Annotated in this window: 18 protein-coding genes; 11 read left to right on the plus strand and 7 right to left on the minus strand. The window is 70.0% G+C overall.

The genetic code is table 11. From position 1 onward, the window contains the following. Positions 1-67 precede the first annotated feature (67 nt). The 4 genes from xseA to rny form a co-directional block, all read right to left on the minus strand. On the minus strand, positions 68-1,357 hold the full coding sequence (gene xseA, locus VF632_RS03985; RefSeq protein WP_331021557.1) for an exodeoxyribonuclease VII large subunit: 1,290 nt from the start codon (positions 1,355-1,357) through the stop codon (positions 68-70). Continuing rightward, on the minus strand, positions 1,354-2,262 hold the full coding sequence (folD, locus tag VF632_RS03990) for a bifunctional methylenetetrahydrofolate dehydrogenase/methenyltetrahydrofolate cyclohydrolase FolD (RefSeq protein WP_331021558.1): 909 nt from the start codon (positions 2,260-2,262) through the stop codon (positions 1,354-1,356). Before folD ends, xseA begins: the two co-directional genes overlap by 4 nt. 1 nt (position 2,263) lies before the next feature. After that, positions 2,264-3,076 carry a TIGR00282 family metallophosphoesterase gene (locus VF632_RS03995; RefSeq protein WP_331021559.1) on the minus strand — a complete coding sequence of 271 codons (813 nt, stop codon included), beginning with the start codon at positions 3,074-3,076 and terminating at the stop codon, positions 2,264-2,266. Positions 3,077-3,897: 821 nt separating this feature from the next. Further along, a complete protein-coding gene (gene rny / locus VF632_RS04000; RefSeq protein WP_331021560.1) occupies positions 3,898-5,472 on the minus strand; it encodes a ribonuclease Y in 1,575 nt (524 codons plus the stop codon). 260 nt (positions 5,473-5,732) lie between these two features. On the opposite strand from rny, the gene VF632_RS04005 reads away from it, so the two are divergent. From VF632_RS04005 to VF632_RS04025, 5 genes are all read left to right on the plus strand, one after another. Continuing rightward, positions 5,733-6,089: an MmcQ/YjbR family DNA-binding protein gene (locus VF632_RS04005; RefSeq protein WP_331021561.1), complete on the plus strand. Its 357-nt coding sequence runs from the start codon at positions 5,733-5,735 to the stop codon at positions 6,087-6,089. Between the two features lie 669 nt (positions 6,090-6,758). Further along, complete coding sequence (locus VF632_RS04010) at positions 6,759-8,498, plus strand: beta-propeller domain-containing protein (RefSeq protein ID WP_331021562.1); 1,740 nt, start codon at positions 6,759-6,761, stop codon at positions 8,496-8,498. Between the two features lie 384 nt (positions 8,499-8,882). Beyond that, entirely contained in the window at positions 8,883-9,989 is a 1,107-nt protein-coding gene (locus VF632_RS04015; protein WP_331021563.1) for an endonuclease/exonuclease/phosphatase family protein, read from the plus strand. Continuing rightward, positions 9,986-10,726, plus strand: coding sequence for a hypothetical protein (locus VF632_RS04020; RefSeq protein WP_331021564.1), 741 nt, complete (start codon positions 9,986-9,988; stop codon positions 10,724-10,726). Before VF632_RS04015 ends, VF632_RS04020 begins: the two co-directional genes overlap by 4 nt. Continuing rightward, a complete protein-coding gene (locus VF632_RS04025; RefSeq protein WP_331021565.1) occupies positions 10,723-11,520 on the plus strand; it encodes a DUF72 domain-containing protein in 798 nt (265 codons plus the stop codon). The genes VF632_RS04020 and VF632_RS04025 overlap by 4 nt, the downstream gene beginning before the upstream one ends. A 37-nt stretch (positions 11,521-11,557) precedes the next feature. Here the strand turns inward: VF632_RS04025 and VF632_RS04030 are convergent, their stop codons facing one another. Continuing rightward, positions 11,558-12,706: a polysaccharide deacetylase family protein gene (locus tag VF632_RS04030; protein WP_331021566.1), complete on the minus strand. Its 1,149-nt coding sequence runs from the start codon at positions 12,704-12,706 to the stop codon at positions 11,558-11,560. Positions 12,707-12,950: 244 nt separating this feature from the next. On the opposite strand from VF632_RS04030, the gene VF632_RS04035 reads away from it, so the two are divergent. From VF632_RS04035 to VF632_RS04060, 6 genes are all read left to right on the plus strand, one after another. Then, positions 12,951-13,232, plus strand: a complete 282-nt coding sequence (locus VF632_RS04035) for a hypothetical protein (protein WP_331021567.1) — start codon at positions 12,951-12,953, stop codon at positions 13,230-13,232. Between the two features lie 2 nt (positions 13,233-13,234). Continuing rightward, positions 13,235-13,678, plus strand: a complete 444-nt coding sequence (locus tag VF632_RS04040) for a GNAT family N-acetyltransferase (RefSeq protein ID WP_331021568.1) — start codon at positions 13,235-13,237, stop codon at positions 13,676-13,678. Between the two features lie 201 nt (positions 13,679-13,879). Beyond that, positions 13,880-16,114 carry a hypothetical protein gene (locus VF632_RS04045; RefSeq protein ID WP_331021569.1) on the plus strand — a complete coding sequence of 745 codons (2,235 nt, stop codon included), beginning with the start codon at positions 13,880-13,882 and terminating at the stop codon, positions 16,112-16,114. Continuing rightward, positions 16,101-16,745 carry a hypothetical protein gene (locus VF632_RS04050; protein WP_331021570.1) on the plus strand — a complete coding sequence of 215 codons (645 nt, stop codon included), beginning with the start codon at positions 16,101-16,103 and terminating at the stop codon, positions 16,743-16,745. The genes VF632_RS04045 and VF632_RS04050 overlap by 14 nt, the downstream gene beginning before the upstream one ends. 470 nt (positions 16,746-17,215) lie before the next feature. Beyond that, positions 17,216-18,226 carry a hypothetical protein gene (locus VF632_RS04055; protein ID WP_331021571.1) on the plus strand — a complete coding sequence of 337 codons (1,011 nt, stop codon included), beginning with the start codon at positions 17,216-17,218 and terminating at the stop codon, positions 18,224-18,226. Positions 18,227-18,234: 8 nt separating this feature from the next. Then, positions 18,235-19,332, plus strand: a complete 1,098-nt coding sequence (locus VF632_RS04060) for a sensor histidine kinase (RefSeq protein WP_331021572.1) — start codon at positions 18,235-18,237, stop codon at positions 19,330-19,332. A 602-nt stretch (positions 19,333-19,934) separates the two neighbouring features. Here the strand turns inward: VF632_RS04060 and VF632_RS04065 are convergent. Both VF632_RS04065 and VF632_RS04070 read right to left on the minus strand, forming a co-directional pair. After that, positions 19,935-20,903 (minus strand): DMT family transporter, encoded by a 969-nt coding sequence (locus VF632_RS04065; RefSeq protein ID WP_331021573.1) that lies wholly within the window; start codon positions 20,901-20,903, stop codon positions 19,935-19,937. Between the two features lie 545 nt (positions 20,904-21,448). Continuing rightward, the gene (locus VF632_RS04070) at positions 21,449-23,695 is read right to left on the minus strand and encodes a fused MFS/spermidine synthase (protein ID WP_331021574.1); all 2,247 of its coding nucleotides are present in this window, start codon (positions 23,693-23,695) and stop codon (positions 21,449-21,451) included. Between the last annotated feature and the right edge of the window lie 68 nt (positions 23,696-23,763).

Consider the following 23,763-nt stretch of genomic DNA (forward strand, 5'->3'; position numbering starts at 1 on the left):
GCACGATTCCCGTCCGGCGCACAAGTGCACACCGTAAACGAAGGTCCGTCGTCCCTCCGGGATTGGATCAAGCGGCGGGGTCGTCTCGGACACGGGCCTGGACGGAGCCGTCCGCCAGGCGAAGCCGGAACTCCTGGCCGGGGCGGAAGTCGCCGACCCGGCGCAGCACGCGGCCGGACGGGTCCAGCGGCACGGCGAAGCCGCGGGCCAGCGTCGACAACGGGGAAAGGGCGTGCAGCCGCCCGGCGATCCCCGCCACCCGCTCGCGCCGCGCGGCGACGATGCGGTCGCCCGCGTCACCCAGGTCCAGCCGCGCCTCGAACAGGCTTTCGCGGCTGTTGTCCACCCGCTCGCGCGTGCAGCGCAGCATCCGCTCGCGCAGGTCCGCCAGCCCGCGGGCCAGCGACACCCGGTCCGGCACGGCGGCCTCGGCGGCGGCGGAGGGGGTGGGGGCGCGCAGGTCGGCCACCAGGTCGGCGATGGTGAAATCCGTCTCGTGGCCGACCGCGGAGATCACGGGCACGGGCGATTCGGCGATGGCGCGCGCGACGGCCTCTTCGTTGAAGGCCCACAGGTCTTCCGTCGATCCCCCGCCCCGCCCCACGATCAGCACGTCGGCGCAGCCGGCGCGGGCGATCAGGCGGATGGCGCGCGCCACCTCCTCCGCCGCGCCCTCGCCCTGCACGCGCGCGGCGGAAAGGACGATGCGGGTCCACGGAGCGCGGCGGCGGATGACGGAAACGATGTCGTGGAGCGCCGCGCCCGCGGACGAGGTGACCACGCCCACGCACGCCGGGTAGGGCGGCAGCGGGCGCTTGCGGACGGGCGAGGTGAGGCCCTCCACCTCCAGCCTGGTCCGCAGCTTGTCGAAGGCCAGCTTCCACAGCCCCTCGCCCCTGGCCTCCAGCTCGGCGACGGACAGCTGGAACTCGCCGCGCCCCTCATAGATGGTCAGGCGCCCCAGGGCACGCACCTCCATCCCCTCGGTGGGCTGCGTGGGAAGCCGCCGCGCATCGTCGCGCCACATCACGCAGCGGATCTGCGAGCCGGCGTCGCGCAGGGTGAAGTAGCAGTGCCCGGAGCGTGCCTTGGTGAAGTTGCTCACCTCGCCCGACACCCAGAGCGCGGGGAACATCCCCTCGATCAGGTGCCGCGCGGCCGCGTTCAGCGTGGACGGGGTCCATCCACCCTCCGGGGCGCGGCGCGGGGATGGACGAGCGAAATCGTCCGCGTCGTCGTCCAGGAACCCCGCGTCGGCCTGGCGGGCGGCCACGCGGCGCGCCACGTCCTCGTTGGCCGTTTCGTTCAGCCCCGGCTTCTTGTCCGCCGCGGCGGAGCTGAAGAGGTCCCAGCTCACCGTGCCCCCGCCGGCTTGCGGGCGTTGCGCCGCTCGTGCGCGCGCAGCGCCGCGGTCGACGCGTTGCGCAGCAGCATGGCGATGGTCATGGGCCCCACGCCGCCGGGAACGGGCGTAATCGCGGAGGCTTTTTCCGCCACCGCCTGGAAGTCCACGTCGCCGTGCAGCGAGTAGCCCTTGGGCGACCCGGGATCGTCCACGCGGGTGACGCCCACGTCGATGACCACGGCGCCGGGCTTCACCATGTCGGCGGTGATCAGCCCCGGCTTGCCGACGGCGACGACGAGGATGTCGGCCATTCGGGTGTGCTGCCCCAGGTCTACCGTATGGCGGTGGCAGAGGGTGACCGTGGCGTTGGGCCCGGGCGCCATCAGCAGCGAAGCGAGCGGCTTGCTGACGATCAGGCTGCGTCCGACGATCACCACGTGCTTGCCGTGCGTGTCGATGCGCTCGCGCCGCAGCAGCTCCATGATCCCCTCGGGCGTCGCGGGAACGAAGCCGGTGGGATCGCCCACGAAGGCGCGGCCCACGTTGGTGGGGTGAAAGCCGTCCACGTCCTTGGCGGGGCTCACCCGCTCCAGGAACATCTTGCTGTTCAGGTGCGGCGGCAGGGGAAGCTGCACCAGGATGCCGTGGATGTCGGGATCGGCGTTCAGGCCGTCGATGGTGCCCGTCAGCTCGTCGGCGGACGTTTCCGCCGGCAGGTGAAGGACGCGCGAGAGCATGCCTGCCTCCTGGCACGCCCGGGCCTTGCTGCGCACGTACACCTCGCTGGCGGGATCGGCGCCCACCAGCACCACCGCCAGCCCGGGAACCGTGCCCGCCGCGCGAAGCTGCGCTACCTCGGCCGCCACCTCGGCGCGGATGTCGCGCGCGATGGCTGCCCCGTCGATGATCCTGGCCACGCTATTTCTTTTTGAATTCGCCCTGGAGCACGCGCTCGTAGGGAACGTTCACCCGCTCGATGGACCTCGCAAGCCCGGTCGCGGGGTCCACGTCCACCACGGCGCCCTGCAGTGTCAGGTCGCCGTCCGCCGGCTGCAGCCGCTCGCCGCGGGTGAGCGTCAGCTGGCGCTCGACGGACAGCTCCCACTTCATCCCGATGATGCCGTCCATCCCCCCGGTCATCCCCAGGTCGGTGATGCGGGCCGTGCCCTTGGGAAGGATTCGCTCGTCGGCGGTCTGCACGTGCGTGTGGGTGCCCACCACGGCGGCCACGCGGCCGTCCAGGTAGCGCGCGAACGCCTGCTTTTCGCTCGTCGCCTCTGCGTGGAACTCCACGACGACCACGTCCGCCTGCCCCTTCAGCTCCGCCAGCAGCGCATCGGCGGCGCGAAAGGGGTCGTCGATGGGCGACATGAAGGTGCGCCCCTGCAGGTTGAGCACCGCCACGCGTACGCCGTTGGATTCCACGACGACGGAGCCCCGGCCCGGGTTGCCGGGCGGGTAGTTGTGGGGACGGAGCAGCCGCGGCTCGGTCTTGAGCAGAGGCAGGATTTCCTTCTTGTCCCACACGTGGTTGCCGGTGGTGATCACGTCGACGCCCACGTCCAGGAACTCGCGCACGATCTCCGGCGTGATGCCGAACCCGCCCGCGGAGTTTTCGCCGTTGGCCACGACGAGGTCGGCGTTCACGTCCTTGCGAACGAGACGCACCAGCTGCGTAAGCGTGCGCCGCCCCGGCGAGCCGATGACGTCTGCGACGAAGAGAATTCTCACCTGTGCTTCGTTCCGTGTTGGAGCCCTGCCCCGGTCCGGTCCTGCCCCCCGCCCATTATCCGTAACCACACACAGGACCCTGTCATCCTGAGGCCCAAGCGCACCTTACTTGCCCGCAAATCGCTCCACGCGGGCCGAAGGATCTAGCCGCGGACACTTCTCAGCCGGGGCGCGGCAGCGGTCACCGGACCCGAGGCCTCGGCGGTGGCGCAGCGACCAAGGCAAATGGTGCGCTTCGGCCGGTCCGGCGCAGTCCCCGGCTGCCCTCTCCCCCCGGCCCCCTCTCCCGCAAGCGGGAGAGGGGGAGAACTGCTGCCGGATCGGGCTGACACTGGCGCATGCCGCAGCCGCCCCCCTCTCCCGGCCTCTCCCCCATAAACCCCATGGGGGAGAGGAGAATTCGATCGCGCTCGGCTGGCTCCGCGCGCTGAACTGGCTCCCTTCCCCCGCGCAGTTTGCGGGGGAAGGGCTGGGGATGGGGGGCCCCGGCCCGAGCGCCCAAACCTGCCCACCCATGCCTCGACCCTGGGGTGTACCCCTCTCCCACGCTGTTTGTGGGAGAGGGTGGCACGCGTGTCAGCGCGGCCGGGTGAGGGCCCCACGGCAGCCGAGGCCCCGGATGCCGAGACCGCTGCCGCGCCCAGGCTTGCATGTGTCCGCCGCTGGATCCTTCGGCCCGCGAAGCCCTGCGACCGGGCGAGTCCGGCGCGCCTGGGCCTCAGGATGACAGAGTGCCTCTGTGCCTCCGGAAAAACGCGGCGGGGGCACGGCGAACCGTGCCCCCGCCCGGCCCGGCGGGCCGCAATCTATCGACCGGCGCGTCAGCGCGCGAAGTCGATCGCTCGCGTCTCGCGGATCACCACCACCTTGATCTGCCCCGGGTACTGCAGCTCCGCCTCGATGCGGCGCGCCGTGTCTTCGCTGAGGCGCGTCATCTCCTCGTCCGACACCGCTTCCGGCGTCACCATCACCCGCAGCTCGCGGCCTGCCTGGATGGCAAAGCAGCGCTCCACCCCCGGGAACGACGTAGCGATCTCCTCCAGCTTTTCCAGCCGCTTGACGTACGTTTCGAACATCTCGCGGCGGGCGCCCGGGCGCGAGCCGCTGATGGCGTCGCCCGCGGTGACCAGGAACGACTCGGGAAACAGGTGCGGCTCCTCGTCGTGGTGCGCCTTGATGGCGTTCAGCACCTGCGGCGGCTCGCCGAACTTTTTGCACAGGTTGTAGCCCAGCTCCACGTGGGTGCCCTCGTGGTCGTGGGTCATCCCTTTGCCCACGTCGTGAAGCAGCCCCATCCGCTTGGCCATGGTGGCGTCGAAGCCCATCTCCGAGGCCATGTTGCCGGCCAGGAGGGCCACTTCCTTGGCGTGCAGCAGCTGGTTCTGCCCGTACGAGGTGCGGAACTTCAGCCGTCCCAGCACCTTGACGATCTCGGGATGCACGCCGTGGATCCCCAGCTCGTACATGATCTCTTCGGCCGCCTCGCGCATCCCCTTCTCCACCTCCAGCCGCGCCTTGGCGACGACGTCGTCGATGCGGCCCGGGTGGATGCGCCCGTCGCCCACCAGCTTTTCCAGGGCGATGCGGGCGGTCTCGCGGCGGATGGGGTCGAAGCCGGAGAGCACCACGGCCTCGGGCGTGTCGTCGATGATGACGTCGATGCCCGTGGCCTGCTCGAATGCGCGGATGTTGCGCCCCTCGCGGCCGATGATGCGCCCCTTCATCTCGTCCGACGGCAGCGCGACGACCGAAACCGTGGTCTCGGCCGTGTGGTCGGCGGCGATGCGCTGGATGGCGAGCGAGATGATCTTCTTGGCCTCGCGGTCGGCGTCGCGGCGGGCCTCTTCCTTGATCTCGCGGATGCGCTGCGCGGCGCTGGCCCGGGCCTCTTCTTCCAGGTCGTGCATCAGCGTGCGGCGCGCCTCGTCGGCCGACAGGCCGGCGAGCGATTCCAGGCGGTGCTGCACCTCGGCCAGGCGCCCGTGCACCGACTGCGCGTCGACCTCCACCTGCTTCTCGCGCTGGGCCAGGGCCTGGGCGCGGCGGTCCTGCGCCTCGACCTTTTCCTCCAGCTGGTGGAGCTTTCGGTCCAGCATTTCGCCGCGCTCCTGCAGCCGGCGCTCCAGCCGGTCCATCTCGTCGCGGCGCTTCGCCTCTTCGCGCTCCCACGCCTCGCGGCTGCGAAGCGCTTCTTCGCGCCCCTTCAGCACTTCGGCCGTGCGAAGGCGGTCCGCCTCCTGCTCCGCCTCCTGCCTGGCGGTGGCGCGAATGCGGGTGGCCTCGTCTTCGGCGGTGGCGCGCGATGCGCGCAGGCGCGACTGGATCACGGACTGTCCGCCGAAAAAGCCGGCGGCGGCGCCCACGACCGCCCCAAGGACGATCAGCAGAATTTCCATCGGTGGGTCTTTATCTCAGCGCGGGCGTGCCCGCGGCCGGTGCAAATAAGAACGGTGGCTGAACTCGACTAGCTTCCCGCCACCGTTTGGACTGAGCCCCGCTCAGGATGTGCGTCCAGGTGGGCCCGCAACGGAAAAACATACGATGAAAGCAGGTGCGCGGGCAAGTGTGCGCCCGGTTGCGCCCGGAACCCCGTCCGCCTACCCTGCGGCGCGCGGGCAACTTCCGCGTTCCACCACGACTGGAGAGCATCCGCCCCATGAGCACCGATCCCCTGAGCCGCCTGCGGGCCATCTGCCTGGCCCTCCCCGAAACCACCGAGCAGGAGGCCTGGGGTGCGCCCACCTTCCGCGTCCGCAAGAAGATCTTCGCGATGTTCGCGAACGACCACCATCGCGACGGCCGCGTGGCGGTGTGGTGCCCCGCGCCTGTCGGCATCCAGCAGCTGCTGGTGCGCTCCGATCCCGATACCTACTTCGTGCCTCCCTACGTGGGCGTGAAGGGATGGATCGGCATCGTCATCGACGGCTTGGGCGATGACGAGCTGCGCGAGCAGATCGTCCAGTCCTACTGCATGATCGCCCCCAAGAAGCTCCAGGCTCTCGTCGACGGCTAGCTGTCGAGCGGCAGCCGGAGGCTGTCATCCTGAAGGAGCGGCCACGCGCAACCTGCATCCACACCACCGCTTGCAGCGACTGAAGGATCCGCCACACACTCCGGCGGAAGCTCCGCCCGGCGGGCGAATGAATTCGCTGCAACAACCACACGAAGTCTGCCTTCGCAGACTGGCTGGCCATGGCGCGAGTTCGGCCATGTGGCGCGTCCGGAACTCCGCGCGAGCATCGGTGTGGCGGAGGTCGTGGGGCGGGTCGCCAGGTGTGTGGCGGATCCCTCAGTCGCTGCATGGTTCAGTGCACGCGTCACGGTACGGTGTGGCCGCTTCCTCGGGATGACAGCGCGTGCAATCGGCGAGTCGATCGGGTGACGCGTCGTCCTGCTGGTGCGTCGTGCGGTGTGCCATGCATATTGGCGGGACCTTCCCATCCATCTGCAGATCCAACCCCCGCCGGCCATGCGGAAGACCACCCTGGCATCTGTTCTGAGCGCGTCGTTGATCCTCGGCGTTGCCGCCTGCGCCCCGACCCCCGACCCGGCTTCTGCGGCCTCGCCCCCGTCGCACCAGACGCTGCGGCCTTTCCGGTCAGAGCGTGACCTCGTGCGATTCGTCCGGCGGACGGCGGGGGAGCCTGTCCCGCCCCCGGTGCCAATCCTGCCGCCGCCCCCGATGGCCCCGCCGCCGTCCGCGCCTGGTGAGCCGGCCGCCGCGCCCCCCGCGTTGAATCTGGAGAGCGTGGCGATGGGGGTGGCGGGGCACGGGGCGGAATCCGTCACCAACGTGCAGCACGCCGGCGTAGACGAGGGCGGCATCGTAAAGACGTACCGGGACTTCCTGATCATCCTGCGGCGCGGGCGACTGTTCACCGTGCGCATCGGGGACGACAGCCTGACGCCCGTGTCGGCGGTGGACGCGTACGCGCCCGGGCTGGACCCCGGTGGCGCCTGGTACGACGAGATGCTGATCTCAGGGGACGTGATCGCCGTGCTCGGCTACAGCTACGAACGCGGCGGCACGGAGGTGGGGCTGTTCCAGGTCTTTCCAGACGGGCAGCTGGCGTATCGATCCACGTGGCACCTGCGCGCCGACGACTACTATTCGTCGGACAACTACGCTAGCCGCTTGGTCGGCGGCAAGCTGGTGTTCTACTCGCCGGTCTCGCTCGACCCCGAGAGCCCAATGGAGTCGTTTCCCGCCATCCGCCGGTGGGAGCCGAACGTGGACGAGGACGATTTTCGGCCCGTGATGCAGCCGACGAAGGTGTACCGCGCCGACGCGCCGTTGGCCGCGGGGGAAATCCTGGTGCTCCACACCGTTACCGTCTGCGATCTTTCAGGTGGCGAGCTGGCGTGCGAGGGGACCGCGGTGGCGGGCCACGAAAGCCGCGTGTTCTACGTGTCGCCCGGCTCGGTGTACGTGTGGGTGACGGGGCTGGACCTGTACGTGGAGGACGGCGAACCGCCGCCCTCGGTGCTCTACCGGATGCCGCTGGACGGGTCGCCGCCCAGCGCGCTGCGGGTGGAGGGCAGCCCGGTGAACCAGTTCTCCTTCCTGGAAAGCGGCGACGGGCACCTGAACGTGCTGGTGGCGTCCGAAGGCGAGGGCGATGGGATGTGGGACTCCGAGAAGGCCGGGGGCGACCTGGCTTTGATGCGCGTGCCGCTGCGGCGCTTCGGAACCGGGCGCCAGGCGGCGCCGGCCTCGGCGTACCGCGACATTCCGGACGTGGGTGACGGCGAGGACCTGCAGAACCGCTTCGTGGGCGACTACCTGCTGTACGGCGCTGGCGCGGGGTGGGGCGGGCCGCCGGACACGCCCGCGGCCTCGCTCTTCGCCGTGCCGTACCGGGGCACCGGCGCGGTGACCACGCTGGCGTTTCCGCACGGCGTGGATCGCATCGAATCGATGGGCTCGGGCGCGGTGATCGTGGGAACGGACGGCCGCGATCTCCACTTTTCCGGCGTGCGCCTGGGCGGCGTCCCGGAGTTCGTGCATCGCTACACCCGGCCGAATGCGTCGCAGGGCGAGCTGCGCAGCCATGGCTTCTTCTACAAGCCCGAGGCGGAGGATGCGGGAATGCTGGGGCTCCCCATCCGCGGGCCGGGACGCCCGGGATACGAGCACCTGTTCGACGAATCGGCCTCCATCCTGTACCTGCGCAACCAGGCGTTCCGGCTGAACGAGCTGGGAACGCTGGCGGCGAACGACTCCGCGTCCGTGGACGATGCCTGCCGCGCATCGTGCGTGGACTGGTACGGCAACGCCCGGCCGCTCTTCCTGCGCGGACGGGTGTTCGCGCTGCTGGGGTACGAGCTCGTGGAGGGGCGGGTGGATGATGGACGCATCCGCGAGGCGCGGAGAGTGGTGTACTTCCGGCAGCCGGCCGCGGCCTCGGCTAGGGCGAAGTAGTGGGCCCCTCCCCCGGCCCTCCCCGCACGGAACTGCTGTGCGGAGAGGGGAGAAATTCGATCGAGGCTCGACTGGCTGCCGGTGCAGCCGCGGCAGCCCCCTCTCCCCGGCCCTCTCCCCCGCTGCGCAGGGGAAAGGGGGAACTTCGACCGCGTCCGCCCAGTGTCGGATCGCTGCAAGAGCTTGGACGCTCCTTGGACGCGGATCCCGCGTAGCACCGGCGCAGCCGGGTGGTATCACTATTGAAGTACCCTGAGCGCCTGGTCCATCCGGCCGGGCACAGGCTACACCTTCACCACACCGGAACGTGACCTTCGCTCCCGCGTCCCATCATCACTCCCAACAGCGGTTCGGGATGCCCGTTTCGCACGCGGGAGCGGGCCGGTGACGGCGGTGCTCCGGTGGGTCGTCCTGGGGCTGGGGGTGCTGCCGGTGGCGGCCACCGCGCTCAGCTTCAGCCGCAGCCCGCACTGGTCCGTGCGGATGTGGGACTTTCCCCGCCTTCAGCTCGCGGTGGTCGCGGCGCTTTCGGGCGCGGCGTACGGCGTGTTCTACTTCGACGGACACGCGCTGGAGTGGCTGTTCGTCGCGGCGCTAGTCGCGTGCCTCGTGTACCAGGGGCGCAAGGTGTTTCCCTACACGCCGCTGGCCCGCGTGCAGGTGCAGCGCAGCACCCGGCCCAAGCACGACCGCACCTGCTTTCGCCTGCTCATCAGCAACGTGCTGATGGAAAACGACCAGCACGAGCGGCTGGCGCAGGTGGTGCGCGACGCCAACCCCGACATCGCGCTGCTGGTGGAGGTGAACGACGAGTGGGCGCGCGCGCTGGAGCCGCTGGCGGCCGAGTTTCCGCACGTGATCCGCCACCCGCAGGAGAACTACTACGGGCTGCTCCTGCTCTCGCGCTTTCCGCTGGTCGGCGCACGCGTGGACTTCCTGGTGCAGGACGACATTCCCTCCGTGCACACCGGGTTCGAGCTGCCGGACGGCACGGTGGTGCTTCTGCACGGGCTGCATCCCCGCCCGCCCGAGCCGGTGCGCGACCAGGACTCCACCCCGCGCGACGCCGAGCTCGTCGTCGTCGGGCGGGCCATCGGCGAATCTGACGAAGAGCCCACGGTGGTCGCGGGCGACCTGAACGACGTGGCGTGGTCGCGCAGCAGTGAGCTGTTCCTGCGGCTGAGCGCGCTGCTGGACCCGCGCGTGGGACGCGGGCTGTACAACAGCTACAACGCCAAGAACTCCCTCTTCCGCTACCCGCTGGACCACGTGTTCCACTCCGGCCACTTCCGTCTGGTGAGCCTGGAGCGGCTGCCCTACGTGGGCTCCGACCACTTTCCCATGCTGGTGGAGCTGAGCTACGAGCCCGAGGCGGTCCGCCGCCAGCAGCCCATGCCCGAGCGCCCCGAAGACACGGAGGTAGCGGACGAGATGCTCGAGGAGCAGGCCGAGGCGGCGGCCACGGGCGACGACCGGCCGGGGCGCGAATGAGCATGGTGGACGTGGAGCCGCGTGCGACCGCGGGGCAGCGCTTCCGCGCGTACGCCGTGCACGTCTACACGGCGTGCGGGGTGGGCTTCGCCTTTCTGGCCGCGGCCGAGATGTGCCGTCCGCGCCCCGACGTGCGCCTCGTCTTCCTGCTCTTTGCGGGCGCCACGCTGGTGGATGCCACGGACGGCCCGTTCGCGCGCATGTGGCAGGTGAAGCGGTTCGCGCCCAACATCGACGGCCGCAAGATCGACGACATCGTCGACTACCTGACCTTTACCTTCCTGCCGCTGCTCCTGGTGTGGCGGATGGAGTGGGTGCCCGAACCGGGCGCCGCGTGGATCATCCCGGCGCTGATCGCGTCGCTGTTCGGGTTCGCCAACGAGGATGCCAAGGACGAGGAGGGGGGCTTCTTCCTCGGGTTCCCATCCTACTGGAACGTGGTGGCGCTGTACGCGGGGATCGCGTACCACTTCCACGGTCCGATGCTGAACGGGGTGCTCCTGCTGATCCTTACCGTGCTGACGATCGCGCCGGTGAAGTTCATCTACCCCAACCTGGCGCCCCGCCCGTGGCGGATTCCGGTGCTGGCGGGTGCCTTCGTCTGGCTGGGCGTGCTGATCGTGATGACGTACCAGTTTCCCCACGTTTCCGGGTGGCTGGTCCTGGTGTCGCTGTCGTATCCCATCTTCTACACGGTCCTTTCCGCGTACCTGGCCCGCCGGCGCCCGGGCCCGTGATCCGCGTCGGCACCGCGGGATGGACGCTGCCGCGCACGGAGCAGGAGCACTTTCCCGCCACGGGCACCCACCTCCAGCGATACGCCGGCCGGTTCTCCGCGGCGGAGATCAACTCCTCGTTCTATCGCCCTCATCGCCCGTCCACCTACGCGCGCTGGGCGGAGAGCGTGCCGGACGGCTTCCTCTTTTCCATCAAGCTGCCGAAGACGATCACGCACGGGCAGCGGCTGCGGGATGCGGACGCGCTGCTGGACGGGTTCCTGGCGGAGGCCGGCGGGCTGGGCGACCGCCTGGGATGCCTGCTGGTGCAGCTTCCGCCCAGCCTGGAGTTCGATGGCGCCGTCGCGGAGCCGTTCTTCTCCGCCCTGCGCGCCCGCTCCTCGTTCGCGGTCGCGTGTGAGCCGCGGCATCCCGCCTGGTTCGGGGACGAGGCCGCGGACCTGCTCGCCCGCTTCCAGGTCGCCCGCGTCGCCGCCGATCCCGCGCGCGTCCCCGCCGCGGCCGAGCCCGGTGGATGGCCCGATCTCGTCTACTATCGCCTGCACGGCTCGCCGCGCATCTACTACTCGGCGTACGAGCCGCCGTATCTGGATGCGCTTGCCGCCCGGCTGCGCGTGGAGGCGGCGGCCGGGCGGCAGGTGTGGTGCATCTTCGACAACACCGCTTCGGGCGCGGCGGCGGCGGACGCGCTGGGCCTGGCCGCACGCCTCGAATCACTTCAACAGCAGGTCTCACACGGAGGGCACGGAGAACACGGAGGAACTGCGGAGGGCGTATCCATCCCTCCTCCGTGACCTCCGTGTTCTCCGTGTGAAAACTTGCCGTTCAGCGTCAGCTTCGGGGCACGACGGTCTCGGGGCGGACGGGCGTGGGAACGGGCTGCAGGGGCATCGCGGGATCGCGGATCCAATGCATGATGCCGGGCGACAGGTAGCGCATGCCCCCGCACCGGCGGCTGACGATGGCGTAGCTGATCACCCCGCGCCCCGGCCCGTGGTAGCGGGCCATGTGCGCGGCCAGGTCCACCGTCACCGTGTCGCCGCTCACCCGCAGGTTCTCCCCCAGCGGATGCCCGACGTAGCTGCGCCCCTCGGCATCGGCGGAAATTGCGAACACCTGCGCGTCCGCCGGAAGGGGCGCCTCGGCCACGAACGTCGCGGTTCCCGCCACCGCGCCGTCGGGCGTGAGCGGGCGCAGCACGGGCGCGTACGCTGCGCCGCCCAGCAGGTACTCGGTGAAGGTGGACAGGTCCACGTCGCTCATGATGAGCATGCGCGGCAGCAGCGCCGACCGGCCGTCCCAGTAGCCGGGATTGACGGTGTGCAGGTGCCGGTACGCGCGGCCGATGGCGTCGGCGATCTCTGGCGTGTAGTGGCCGAAGGGAAAGGCGAAGTCCAGCCTGTCATCACCGCCGTTCCGCGCGATGGTGCCCGGCGAGCGGACGAGCGATCCGGCGACCTCCGTTCCCGTGGCGGGCAGGCTGCGATGCTCGTAGCCGTGGGCCGAGACGCGATGCCCGGCGCGCGCCAGCCGCGCAACGTCGTCGGAGTTCAGGAACTGCGGGTCCGAATCCGGGCGCGTGCGCCGGGGAATGACGAAGAAGATGCCGCGGAAGCCGTGGCGCTCCAGCATCTCGGCGGCGCGCAGCTGTTCCTTGCGTCCGTCGTCAAAGGTAAGGATCACCTGCCGTCCACCGTCGGTGCCCGGCAGCCGTGCATCTTCCGGAAAGACGGAGCGGAATCCCTGGTCCGCCAGAAAGCGCAGCGTCTCGTCGTACCGCACCCACGACTCCGTCAGGTTGCCTTCGCCCGGCCGCGGATTCTCCGCGAAGCCGTGCCAGGCGAGCACGGGAACCCCGCCCTGCCCCACGCTCCCCCCGCACGAATCCCCACCCGCGGTCCGCACTGGCGGCATGATCGAGGGGGCGCACGCGGAGAGCGCCAGCGTCCACGCGAGGAGTAGGTTCCGAATCACGATCATTTCACCATCTGGAGTAGGCGCGAGGCGGGATTGTAGCGAAAAGCCCGGTGCGCGCGCCAGCAATCCCACGTCACAGGCTCTGCTCTTGGATCACGCAGAGACGCGGAGTCGCAGAGAGAGCCCCTCCTCTCTCTTCCTGCGGTCTCTGCGGCTCTGCGTGAGGCCCGACCCGAGACGGGAACTACGAGAAAGATGCGGCAACGCTCTTGCTCATGCCCCGCCGGTGGAAAGGAGAAACGGAGCGATGTCGCGTGCTTTCGTCAAAGAAGATTCGGGGTTCGTCCCGCCCGGCCACTTCGGGCTGCCTCCTCGCGACGATCCCGGGTACGACGCGGCGGCGGCGCGGGCGCTGATCGAGGCCGCGCGCGACGCAAACACCGCGAGCGCGGAATCCGCCACCGGCTACCGCTGGGGCGAGCCCCGCCTTCACCGCCACGTCCGCAAGCTGCTCGCGGCCGCCGAGGCGCTTCCCGAGCACGAGCAGGACGTGCGCTACATCCGCGTCGCACGCCGCTTCCTGGGCTGAACGTGGCGGATACCATCATCTTCCTCGAAGAACAGCCCTCCGAACACGATATCAACGCGGTCGTGAATGGCCTGGTGGGCTACAACGACAGCCAGGCGGAGCCCGAGGGCGCCGCGCGGCTGGTTCTGCTGCTGCGCGACGGTGATGGAACGATCCGGGGCGGCCTTCTGGGCTACACGCACTGGAACTGGCTGTTCGTCAGCCACCTGTGGGTGCACGAGTCGCTGCGCGGAGGCGGGCTGGGGCACAAGCTGCTGGCCCGCGCCGAAGCGGAGGCCGCCGCCCGCGGCTGCCGGAACGCCCACGTGGACACGTTCAGCTTCCAGGCGCCCGGCTTCTACGAGTCCCTGGGCTACGAGGTGTTCGGAACGCTCGACGACTACCCGCCGGGCCACAGCCGGTGCTTCCTCCAAAAGCGCGGATTGCGACCGGCCGAGCCGGGCTGAAGCGCGCCCCGGCGAGCCGTCATTCCTGCTACAAGCGTTTGTGGCACTCTGCGGCGGGATGGGAATGGGAGTTGCTTTAATATAAAAAGGCACGAAGAGCCGGCCTCGCCCGCTTTCCTGCGTTCTCTCTCTCTCAATCTTCGTGGAGCCCAAACAATGCGCCAGGTGGCGGATTCTCGCCCTGTATTCTATCTAAGCGGTGTGCACAGCGGCCCCAATCCCTCGCCGGGGCTGGGCGTGGCCCGGTCCCTTCGCCAGGCGTATCCGCACGCCCGGCTGGTGGGCGTGGACTATTCCATCGAAAGCTCCGGCCTTCACAGCGACGTCTTCGACGACGTGTGGGTGCAGCGCCCGTGGAAGGAGCTTCGGCTTCCCGTCTACCAAGCCGCCATCCAGGAAAAGCTCGACGGTGGCGCATACTGGTTCCCGGGCCAGGACCTGGAGGTGCAGTGGCTGGCGGAAAACCTCTCCGACCGTAGCCGCGCGTTCATCCCGCCGCCCGAAGCACTCTCCCGCGTGGCCAAGCCTAGCATCAGCGCCGCCGGGAAGCTTCCGCTCAGCATTCCCGACTTCGTCCTGGCCGACCGCTCGGACTGGGACCTTCACGCCTTTTGCCGAGAGCACGGCTGGCGCGTGTGGGTGAAGGGGCCCAACTACGAGGCGGTGCGTGCGCGCGACTGGCCCTCGTTCCGCTATGCGCGGGCGTCACTTTCCGACATCTGGGGGACGGAGCAGCTCTTCGTGCAGCGGCACGTGCTGGGCAACGAGGAATCCGTGGCCCTCTGCGCCTACCAGGGCGAGCTGCTGGACTGCGTGCACCTGAGCAAGCACTCGCAGACGCACGAGGGAAAGACGTGGGCGGGCAAGGTGTCGGAGCCGGATCCCGCCTTCGTGGAGCCGCTTCGCGAGGTGATCGCCGACCTTGGATGGACGGGTGGCGCCGAGCTGGAGTTCGTCCGCGCGCCGGACGGCACCCTGCACCTGATCGACTGGAACCCGCGCTTTCCCGCGTGGATCCACGCCGCCAGCTTCGCGGGCCACAACCTTCCCGCCCGGCTGGCCGAAGCGGCCGGAGTGGGAACGCCGGTGGCGGGCACCTTCCAGGGGCGGCAGTTCACCCGCGTGGTCATCGAGGTGCCGGTCCGGCTTACCCATCCGCTTCCCGCCGTGCGCGCAGCCGTGGACGAGTGGAGCGTGGGGTCCAAGCATCCCTCCGGCATGCCCGACCTGGCGCGCCGCCTGGGTGAGAGTGAAGACGGGAAGGATGCGAAGAAGGGCGTGCGCTCCCCCGCCCCGGCCATCGCCGCCGCGCTGCTGCGGGACCTGGGCGAAGGGGCCAGCGACTCGATGGAAACGCCGCGGCGCGTTCTTCTGCCGCGGACCGCGCGCGCGAGGTTCGCCGCCATCGAGCAGGCAGTGGAAGACGCCCCCGCGTCGGGCCCGGCCCTCGGGTTCGGCTACAGCGTCAAGACCAATCCGCATCCCACGCTGATGGCGCTGGGCAAGGCCGCGGGAATGTACGGCGAGGTGATCAGCCGTGCGGAGATGGTGCGGGCGCTGGAGGCGGGCTTTCCACCGGAGCGCATCATCATCAACGGCCCCGCCCAGCAGTGGCCCGAGATTCCACTGCCGGAAGAGGGCGTGATGGCCGCCTTCGCCGATTCGCCGCAGGCGCTCGGGCGGTGGCTGTGCGAGGGTGTGCCGCGCGCCCGCTACGTGGGGCTGCGGCTGCGGCCGGTGACCATCGACTCGCGGTTCGGCAGCGGCCTGGCCAGCCCCAAGCGCTTCGGCGAGATCCTCAAGCTCCTCCGCTCACTCCCCGTGGAGCAGGAGATCGGACTTCACTTCCACTTCGCCAGTGACGTGCTGGGGCCCTCGCGCTGGCGGGAGCTGTACACCGGTGTCGTCCACTGGGCCGCAGCCATCCAGGAGGGCGTGGGACGGCCGGTGAAGTGCCTGGACGTGGGCGGTGGCTGGTTTCCGGACGACCTGGACCGCGAGATGCTGCCGCGCCTGAACGAGCTGATGGCGGCCGCGGCGGTGCGGATGCCGGAACTGGCGCACTTCTTCGTGGAGCCGGGCAAGGCCATCTCGCAGCCCACGATGGCGCTCGTCACGACGGTGCTGGAGGTGCGCCGCGACAAGGACGGCAACACCGAGGCGGTGGTGGACGCCGCCATCTCCGACCTGCCGATGGCACCCTTCTATCCCCATCGCATCTACACCCCGTCGGGGGGCGGATGGGAAGCGCTGGGCGGCGGGCGCGACCGGGTGCTGGGCCGCATCTGCATGGAAACCGACATCCTGGCCAGCGACCTGGCGCTGCCGCCCACGCTGCGGCCGGGAAGCCGGCTGGTGATCGGCGACGCGGGCGCGTACGACGCCAGCATGGCCTACAACTTTGGACGGGGAGTGCTAGCCGATGCAAGCTGCTGACTGGGCGCCCTGGGCGCACTCCGTTCCCTCGACGCTGGACCACCACGGCAAGGAATGCTGCGCCACGGCGCGCGCCTGGTTCCTGGCGATGGATGCGTCCATGTGGCAGGGCCAGGGCGGGCCCGCGTGGATCTCCCGGAAGTTCCCCTGGGGGCCCAGCCGCTGGCCACTGTTCTGGTGCGAGGCGATGGAGGAAGAGGAGCTGGACTGCGGTGCCCACGCGGCGCTGAGCATCGAGGCCTTCCACGCCCGGGGCGTGCGGGTGCTTCCCGTGCAGATGGTGCAGCGGCAGGAGGAGCACCACATGGCGCACTGGCACGAGCGCTGGTCCGACGGGGGCGGGTCGCCCTCGTGGGCACAGGGCGCCGCGGGCTACCACGAGTCGTGCGCGGTGATCGACGGCCACGGCCGCGCCGAGGTGTGGGACCCCACGGTGACCTCGTTCCTCACGCCGGACCAGGTGCAGGGCGTGCGCAGCATCGCCGCCATCCGCATCGGCGGTCCGCTGCCCTCCGACGAGGTGGTGATGTGGCGGGGCGTCCCCGTTCCCGTCGGCCAGTGGGTCACGCCCCCGGCGGACCCGGACTCCGCGCATCGGCCCGTGGGGGCGGCCACGGAATCGTCCGCCTGACGCAGAACCACGCACAAAAAGAGCACCGCCGGGCGATGTGCCCGGCGGTGCTCAAGGTTCCGCTGCTTCCCGACGCGATGCCGCAGGGGCACCCGCCAAACGCGGAGAGTGTTTCGCCTCTGGAATCGGCTCAGGCGCCGATGCGGCGATCGCTTGCCCGTGTCGAGATGCGAGCAGGAGTCGTACTGGCCAAGAGATCACCTCCTTCGTTCAGGTTGCACATAGGGCATGGACACGGTGGAGCCTCGGCTCCCGTGGTCCGCGGCGCAATCCTCGTCGGATCGCCCCGGCGTCCCTGCACCGCCTTCAAGCGGCGGCGTGCAAATAAGATAGAAACGTTTTTCTAGACGCGCAAGTCCCCTTTTTCGAAAAGATTTCCTTGCGCGCGGAGTGCTCGCCGCGGATGTTTGGGTACGCCGATCCGCGATGCCGCCGTCGCGTTCCCCGCCCACGGACGATCCGCTCTTCCCATGACCCTGCTCCGCCATGCCTGCGTGGCCGCGCTCCTGCTGGCCGCGCCCCTTTCCGCCCAGGACGGCAAGGCCCCCGAGTGCCGCCACGGCCCCGCGGACGATGAGGGGATCGTCATCACGGGGTCCCATGCCGCGCACCCCACTCGCCTGGCGAACGTGGTGGACAGCGTCCTGGAGCAGGGCGGATACACGGTGCTCCGCTCTCCCCCCGGCGAGGGGCGGTGGCAGATCGCGCCGCGCTTCACCTGGACGGCAGGTGAAAAGGAGATCGCGGACGAGGGCGATGAGCACCCCGGCGTAAGCCTCTTCATTTCGTCGCAGGTGCGGGGCGATTCCACCCGGCTGGAGGTGGGTGCCAGGGTTCTCTGCCAGATGGAGGGAGCCGGCGCGAAGGCCGACGAGTTGACGGCCCTCGAAGCCATGGCCGCGATCATGGTCGAGTCGGCGATCACCGAGCAGCTGGACACGCTGCGCGCGCGGGGCGTGGCCCTGGACCAGCCCGTGGAGCGGCCGATCAGGGCGATGGGGGTTCCCGACGCGCTGGGCGCGTTCGCCTTCCAGGAACGCCACGACTTTCCCGACCCCCGCATGGGCACCAGTCTTCGGTACGCGTTGCCGGACGGGATGCGCGTGGACGTTTACGTATACCCCGGCCCGGCCGCCGACTCGTCGTGCCCGCGGTCGTGCGCGGAGCAGCAGGCGCAGTCGGAAACGCTTGAGTTCGCCGCACACCTTCCCGAGCTGGTGCGCCGCGGCCACTATCGCCAGGCGTCGGTGGCGAGCGACGAGGCCGTCCAGCCGCCCGCGGGCGCCGCCTGGCGCGCCGGCCGGCACCTGGTGGCCAACGTGGACGTGCAGGGCGAGCAGCGCGAATCGCACTTCTACCTGTTCCTGTTCCCGGGATACGAGGTGAAGGTGCGGGCGACCTATGCGCCTTCCCCCGAGCGGCGCCAGGCGGTAGAGGCGCTGGTGGCGGACGCGCTGGTGAAGTTCGCTCCGCAACCGTAGCCGCCCGGATGCCCGATCATCCCGAGGGCCCGCCCCCCGCCCGCCCGCCGCGGCCTCTGCCGGGGTTCGTGCGGGCGCTGCTGCGTGTGCCGCTGTTCTACAAGATCCTCATCGCCAACGCGGCCGTCGTGCTGGTGGGCACCATGTTCGGCAGCATGCTCACGGCGTGGTTCGTCCGCAGCTATCCCGAGGCCTCCATCCTGGACGTCGCGGGGCCGCTGGCCGCGGGCGGCATCCTGGCCACGGTGCTGGTGAACGCGGTGATCCTGAAGCTGGCCCTGCAGCCGCTGGACGCGCTGGAGCGCACGGCGGCGCGGGTACGGCGGGGCGACCTGGACGCCCGTGTGCCCCTGTCCCCCGTCGCCGACCGCGAGCTGGACCGGCTGACGCGCACGTTCAACGGCATGCTCGACGCGGCCGCCGTGTACCGGACGCGGGTGCGCGAGGTGGCGTCGCAGGCCCTGAACGCCGCGGAAGAGGAGCGGAAGCGCATTTCGCGCGAGCTTCACGACGAAACGGCGCAGCTGCTGGCGGCGCTGCTCATCCGCATCCGCGTGGTGAAGGGCGCGGGCGATCCGCAGGCGGTGGGCGCCCTGCTCGAGGACATGCGCCGGGAGATCGGGCAGGCGCTGGAAGGGGTCCGGCGGTTCGCGCGCGGCCTGCGCCCGCCCGCTCTAGACGAGTTGGGGCTGGTGCCGGCGATCGAATCGCACCTGCGATCGCTGCGCGAGATCAGCGAGATGGAGCTGGCGCTCGCCGCGGATCCGTCGGTGGACGAAGACCTTTCCGCCGAGGCGGGGCTGGCCGTCTACCGCATCGTGCAGGAGTCGCTTTCCAACGTGCTGCGCCACTCCGGCGCCACCCGCGCCTCCATTCGCCTGGATCGGGAGGGCGCACGGCTGGTCGTGTGTGTGGAAGACGATGGGCGCGGGTTTTCGGTGCCCAGCGTCACCGCGGCCGGGCGGGGACTGGGGCTGTTCGGGATGGGGGAGCGGGCGGCGTACCTGGGCGGCCGCGTCGACGTGCAGAGCGAGCCCGGCGCCGGCACCCGCGTCCGCGCCGAAATCCCCATCGCGCCCGAAAGCATGGAGGACGACGAGGACTGACGGCTTCATTGTCCACTGATCAAATTCCGGCCGCGCAAAAGGCCCTGTCATCCTGGGGCTCAAGCGCACAAAAACCATCGGTAGCGCAAAGGCCTGTCATCCTGGGGCCCAGGCGCCACAAAACTCACCGGCAGCGCCAAGGCCCTGTCATCCTGAGGCCCAAGCGCACAAAACTCACCCGCAGCACATCCTTCGCGGGCCGAAGGATCTACTCCGCGCCACCTCCAAACCTGGGCGCGACAGCGGCACGAAAGCCCTGAATCGTGACTTCTTCAGGCAGCAGGCGAGCGAGAACCCGGAGAACTTCGAACCGGATTCAGCTGGTTGTGGCGCGTGCCCCTGGCGCCCCCCATCCCCAGCCCTTCCCCCGCAAACTGCGCGGGGGAAGGGAGTCAATGTGGTGCGTCTCTCACGTGCCGATGCTTGGGCGGGCTGTCATACAGGCTGGAGGGCGCTTCGAGAACGGCCATGCATGCCTCGGCTGGCCCCTCCCCCGGCCCCTCCCCGCACGCTGCGCATGCGGAGAGGGGAGAATTCGATCACGCGTTGAAAGCCTGCAGTGTGCGGGCTGGGTAGCTGAACCGGGCGGGCGCCCGTCGTGGTCAGGGTGCCGGGGTGGGACGCCGTCGCGGTGTGAGCGCCAGGGTGCTCGCGATGATCACCAGGGAACCGATGATGGTGCCGGCGTCGGGGATCTCGGCGAAGAAGAGGACGCCCCAGAGCGCCGCGAAGACGATCTGCAGGTAGGCCGTGGCCGTTGCGGTGCCGGCCCGCTCCAGCCGCAGCCCGTGCGTAATCGCAATCTGCCCCAGTTGCGTGCTCACCCCGATGCCCAGCAGCACGAGCCACTGCATGGGTGTGGGCCAGATCCAGTCCTGCAGGGCGACGGGGATGGAGCCGACGATGGAGACCAGCGAGAAGTAGCCGACGATGACGGCCGGGTGTTCCGTCGCTCCCAGCTTGCGCACCGTGATGTACGCCGTCGCGCTGCACATCGCCCCGAGCAGGCCGATGACGACCGACATCGGTGGCAGCGCGTGCGGCGACCCGCTGAACAGGAACGACGGCTGGGTGACCAGCAGCACGCCCACGATGCTCGCCAGCACCGAAAGCACTTCCCGCCGCCGAAGCTTCTCCCCCAGCAGCGGCACCGCCAACAGTCCCGCGTACACGGGGTTCGTGTACTGGATGACGGTCGCATCGGCGATGGGCAGGTTCGTCAGCGTGTGGTAGAAGCACGAGAGCGCCAGGAACCCGGCGATCCCGCGAAACACCAGCATTTTTCGCTGGGTTCCCCACGGCGACACGCGCGCGCGGCGGACGGCCCAGGCGCTCAGAGTCGCGGTGACGATGGACCGGGCCAGCACCAGTTCCTGGCTCGGCAGGTCTTTGCCGGCGTGCTTCACCAGCAGGCTCATCACGCTGAAGAAGAACGCGCCCGCCGCCATGTAGCGCATCCCCGGCGTCAGCCATCGAACGCGAGCGTTGGGCTGGCCGGTGTGGACGGGCGCGATGCCGCCCTCCAGCTCAGGCGTGGCCTCGACGGCGTCGGCGTCGTGGCGCTCAGGCATTGGGTGATGGCACTGCGTTCGGCACGGGCTCGGCGATCAGGTGGACCTTTGGCGCGCCCAAGATATCGCCTCACGCCGACAAGGACGAGGCGCAGCAGAACCGGACGGCGTTGCGCCGGCTCCGCTGGGGCCCTCACCCGTCCTGGCTTATGCTCGTCCACCCTCTCCCACGAACAGCGTGGGAGAGGGGATACACACCAGAGTTGAGTGCCCGAGGCCCGGCCGAAGCGCGGTTCAGGTCTCCCCCTCCCCTGCGAAGCGGGGGCAGGGGGCCCGGGGGGAGGGGGCTCCCGGGGCATGCGACGAACCGGGTCGAACCCCAATCGAAGTTCCCCTCTCTCCCGCGCTGTTTGCGGGGGAGAGGCCGGGAGAGGGGCTGCCGAGGCATGCGACCAGCCAGTCGAATCCCAACCGAAGTTTCGGTTTTACTCACGCACTCCCGCACTCCCGCACTCCCGCACTCCCGCACTCCCGCACTCCCGCACTCCCGCACTCCCGCACTCCCGCACTAACGCACTCCCGCACTAACGCACTCCCGCACTCCCCTACCACTCGAACACGCTCAACAAGCTCGAGTAATCATCCGTCCACGGCGGCACGCGCCGGTCCGTGAGCGGCTTCCACCGCGAGTCGGCTGCGACGATGACCAGGTCCTCCTCCGTGCGCGCCACCGTGATCCAGGTGGCGATGGACTCGTACCGCTTCCGCTTTCCATCCGGCCCGCTGCTCACCCGCGCGGCCAGCCCCCGCTCGCGCACCAGCGCCGCGACCACCGGCTCCAGGTCCAGGTAGCGGTTGCTGATGTGGATGGCGATCACCCCGCCCGGCGCCAGCCGGTCCAGGTACGTCCCCATGGCCTCGCGCGTCAGCAGGTGCACGGGAATGGCGTCGCTGCTGAATGCGTCCAGCAGGATCATGTCGTACTTCGGCTCGCTCGCGCGCGCCAGCGACAGCCGGGCGTCGCCCAGCTCGATCCGCGTCTTCGCCGGAGAATCCGGCAGGTAGGTGAAGTAGCGGCGGTCCGTGGCCATCTTCACCACGTGCGGATCGATCTCGTAGAACGTCCACTCCTCCCCCGCCCTGGCGTACGCGGCTGTGGTGCCCGTTCCCAGCCCCACGACCGCCACTTTCCGCCGTCCGGCGCGCGGAGCCGTGGCGGCAAAGATCTGCCCCACCGGCCCGTGCGGCAGGTAGTAGGTGATGGGGTCGCGCGGATTCCTGAGGCTCTGCGCGCCGTGCAGCGTGGAGCCGTGCCGCAGCACGTGGAAGCGCTCGATGATGCCGAACTCCACCACCTTGAAGCGCCCGTAGAAGGAGCGCTCCGCCAGCAGCACCCCCGGCTCGCGGATGGCCTTCACCGTGGAGTACAACATCACCGTGCCCAGGCACAGCGCCAGCCACAGCGGCGTGCGGGCCAGCGCCAGGGTCAGCAGCAGCATCAGCGCGGCCGCCGAGGCCATCAGCAGGCCGGGGTTCATCTCCTTGGAGTTGGCGCCGATGTACAGCAGCGCGCCCGTAACCGCCACGGTGCGCACCGCCATCATCGCGTGTCCCCTCCACCCCTGCCGCTCCTGGGGCCAGGGTCGCGCCAGGCACGCCAGGGCGATGGAGAGCGCGTACTCGTAGACGTTGTTGAACACCACCGGGGCCACCAGCACGTTGAAGATGCCGCCCAGCACCCCGCCCACCGAGATCCACAGGTAGAACTCCGTCAGGTGCCGCACGGCCGGCCGGCGGCGCGCCAGTTCGCCGTGGCACACCATCCCCGTCACGAACAGCCCGGCCAGGTGCACGGGGATGGCGGCTACGGCCTCTTCCACGAAGCCGCTGAGCAGCAGCAGCACCACCACCATCAGCACCGGCGGCTGAAGCCACAGCATGTGCTCGTGCGGCAGCGGCGGCCTTCGCGCGAACGCCAGCGTGAACGTCAGCAGGTACAGGGCGAGGGGCAGCACCCACAGCAGGGGCACCGGGCTGAGGTCGGTGGTGATGTACGTCGTCAGCGCCAGCAGCATGGCCGACGGCACGAACGCCAGGAACGTCCAGATGCCCCGCTCGCGCCAGGGGACAGACGTGCGTGAGTGCGACAGTGTGGGAGTGCGGGACTCCGCGTCCGCCGGGGCCACGTCGGTTTGGTCGGTGGATGGCGGGACGGGGCGCCACACCCAGGCGGCCGCGCCGGCGATCAGCAGCGCAAGGGCGCCGAAGCCGATCGCCCACGCCGCGCTCTGCCCGGCCAGGCGCATCCGCGGCTCCATCAGCGCGGGGTAGGCGAACAGCGAAAGCATGCTTCCCAGGTTGCTGGCCGCGTACAGGGGATAGGGATCGGCCGCGTTCCGGTGGCCGCTGTGCGCGAACCAGCGCTGAAGCAGAGGCCCCGTGCCGGCCAGCACGAAGAAGGGCGGGCCCACGGTGAGCAGCATGGTCCCCAGCAGCCAGGGAATGGGCGCGTCGCTCCCCTCCGGCGAGCGCCCCGCCACGCTGATGGGCAGTAGCAGCGCGGTCACCGCCAGCAGCCCCACGTGCACCCCCACCTGGGCGCGCACCCCCAGCTTCTGCGTGCTCACGTGCGCGTACAGGTACCCGCCCAGCAGCGCGGCCTGAAAGAACAGCATGCAGGTGTTCCACACGGCGGGCGAGCCGCCCAGCAGCGGAAGCACCATCTTGCCGAACATGGGCTGCACCAGGAACAGCAGGAACGCGCTCAGGAACACCGACGCGGTGAACGTTCCCACCAGGGCGAACGACCGCGCGCGCACCGGCAGGGGAACCGGCGGCGGGGGCGGGGGCATGATGGAAAACGGCCTGGACGCCGGTGCGGGTTGGGTGCTCAACGCGGTGGGCTGTGGGGGTGAACCTG

This window comes from Longimicrobium sp., assembly GCF_036388275.1.
GTDB lineage: Bacteria > Gemmatimonadota > Gemmatimonadetes > Longimicrobiales > Longimicrobiaceae > Longimicrobium.

Coding starts and splice junctions, on each gene's coding strand:
- rny (WP_331021560.1), bottom strand. CDS start 5,472: ATGGAAATTCTGCTGATCGTCCTTGGGGCGGTCGTGGGCGCCGCCGCC.
- VF632_RS04005 (WP_331021561.1), top strand. CDS start 5,733: ATGAGCACCGATCCCCTGAGCCGCCTGCGGGCCATCTGCCTGGCCCTC.
- VF632_RS04010 (WP_331021562.1), top strand. CDS start 6,759: ATGGCCCCGCCGCCGTCCGCGCCTGGTGAGCCGGCCGCCGCGCCCCCC.
- VF632_RS04020 (WP_331021564.1), top strand. CDS start 9,986: ATGAGCATGGTGGACGTGGAGCCGCGTGCGACCGCGGGGCAGCGCTTC.
- VF632_RS04030 (WP_331021566.1), bottom strand. CDS start 12,706: ATGATCGTGATTCGGAACCTACTCCTCGCGTGGACGCTGGCGCTCTCC.
- VF632_RS04035 (WP_331021567.1), top strand. CDS start 12,951: ATGTCGCGTGCTTTCGTCAAAGAAGATTCGGGGTTCGTCCCGCCCGGC.
- VF632_RS04050 (WP_331021570.1), top strand. CDS start 16,101: ATGCAAGCTGCTGACTGGGCGCCCTGGGCGCACTCCGTTCCCTCGACG.
- VF632_RS04055 (WP_331021571.1), top strand. CDS start 17,216: ATGACCCTGCTCCGCCATGCCTGCGTGGCCGCGCTCCTGCTGGCCGCG.
- VF632_RS04060 (WP_331021572.1), top strand. CDS start 18,235: ATGCCCGATCATCCCGAGGGCCCGCCCCCCGCCCGCCCGCCGCGGCCT.
- VF632_RS04065 (WP_331021573.1), bottom strand. CDS start 20,903: ATGCCTGAGCGCCACGACGCCGACGCCGTCGAGGCCACGCCTGAGCTG.
- VF632_RS04070 (WP_331021574.1), bottom strand. CDS start 23,695: ATGCCCCCGCCCCCGCCGCCGGTTCCCCTGCCGGTGCGCGCGCGGTCG.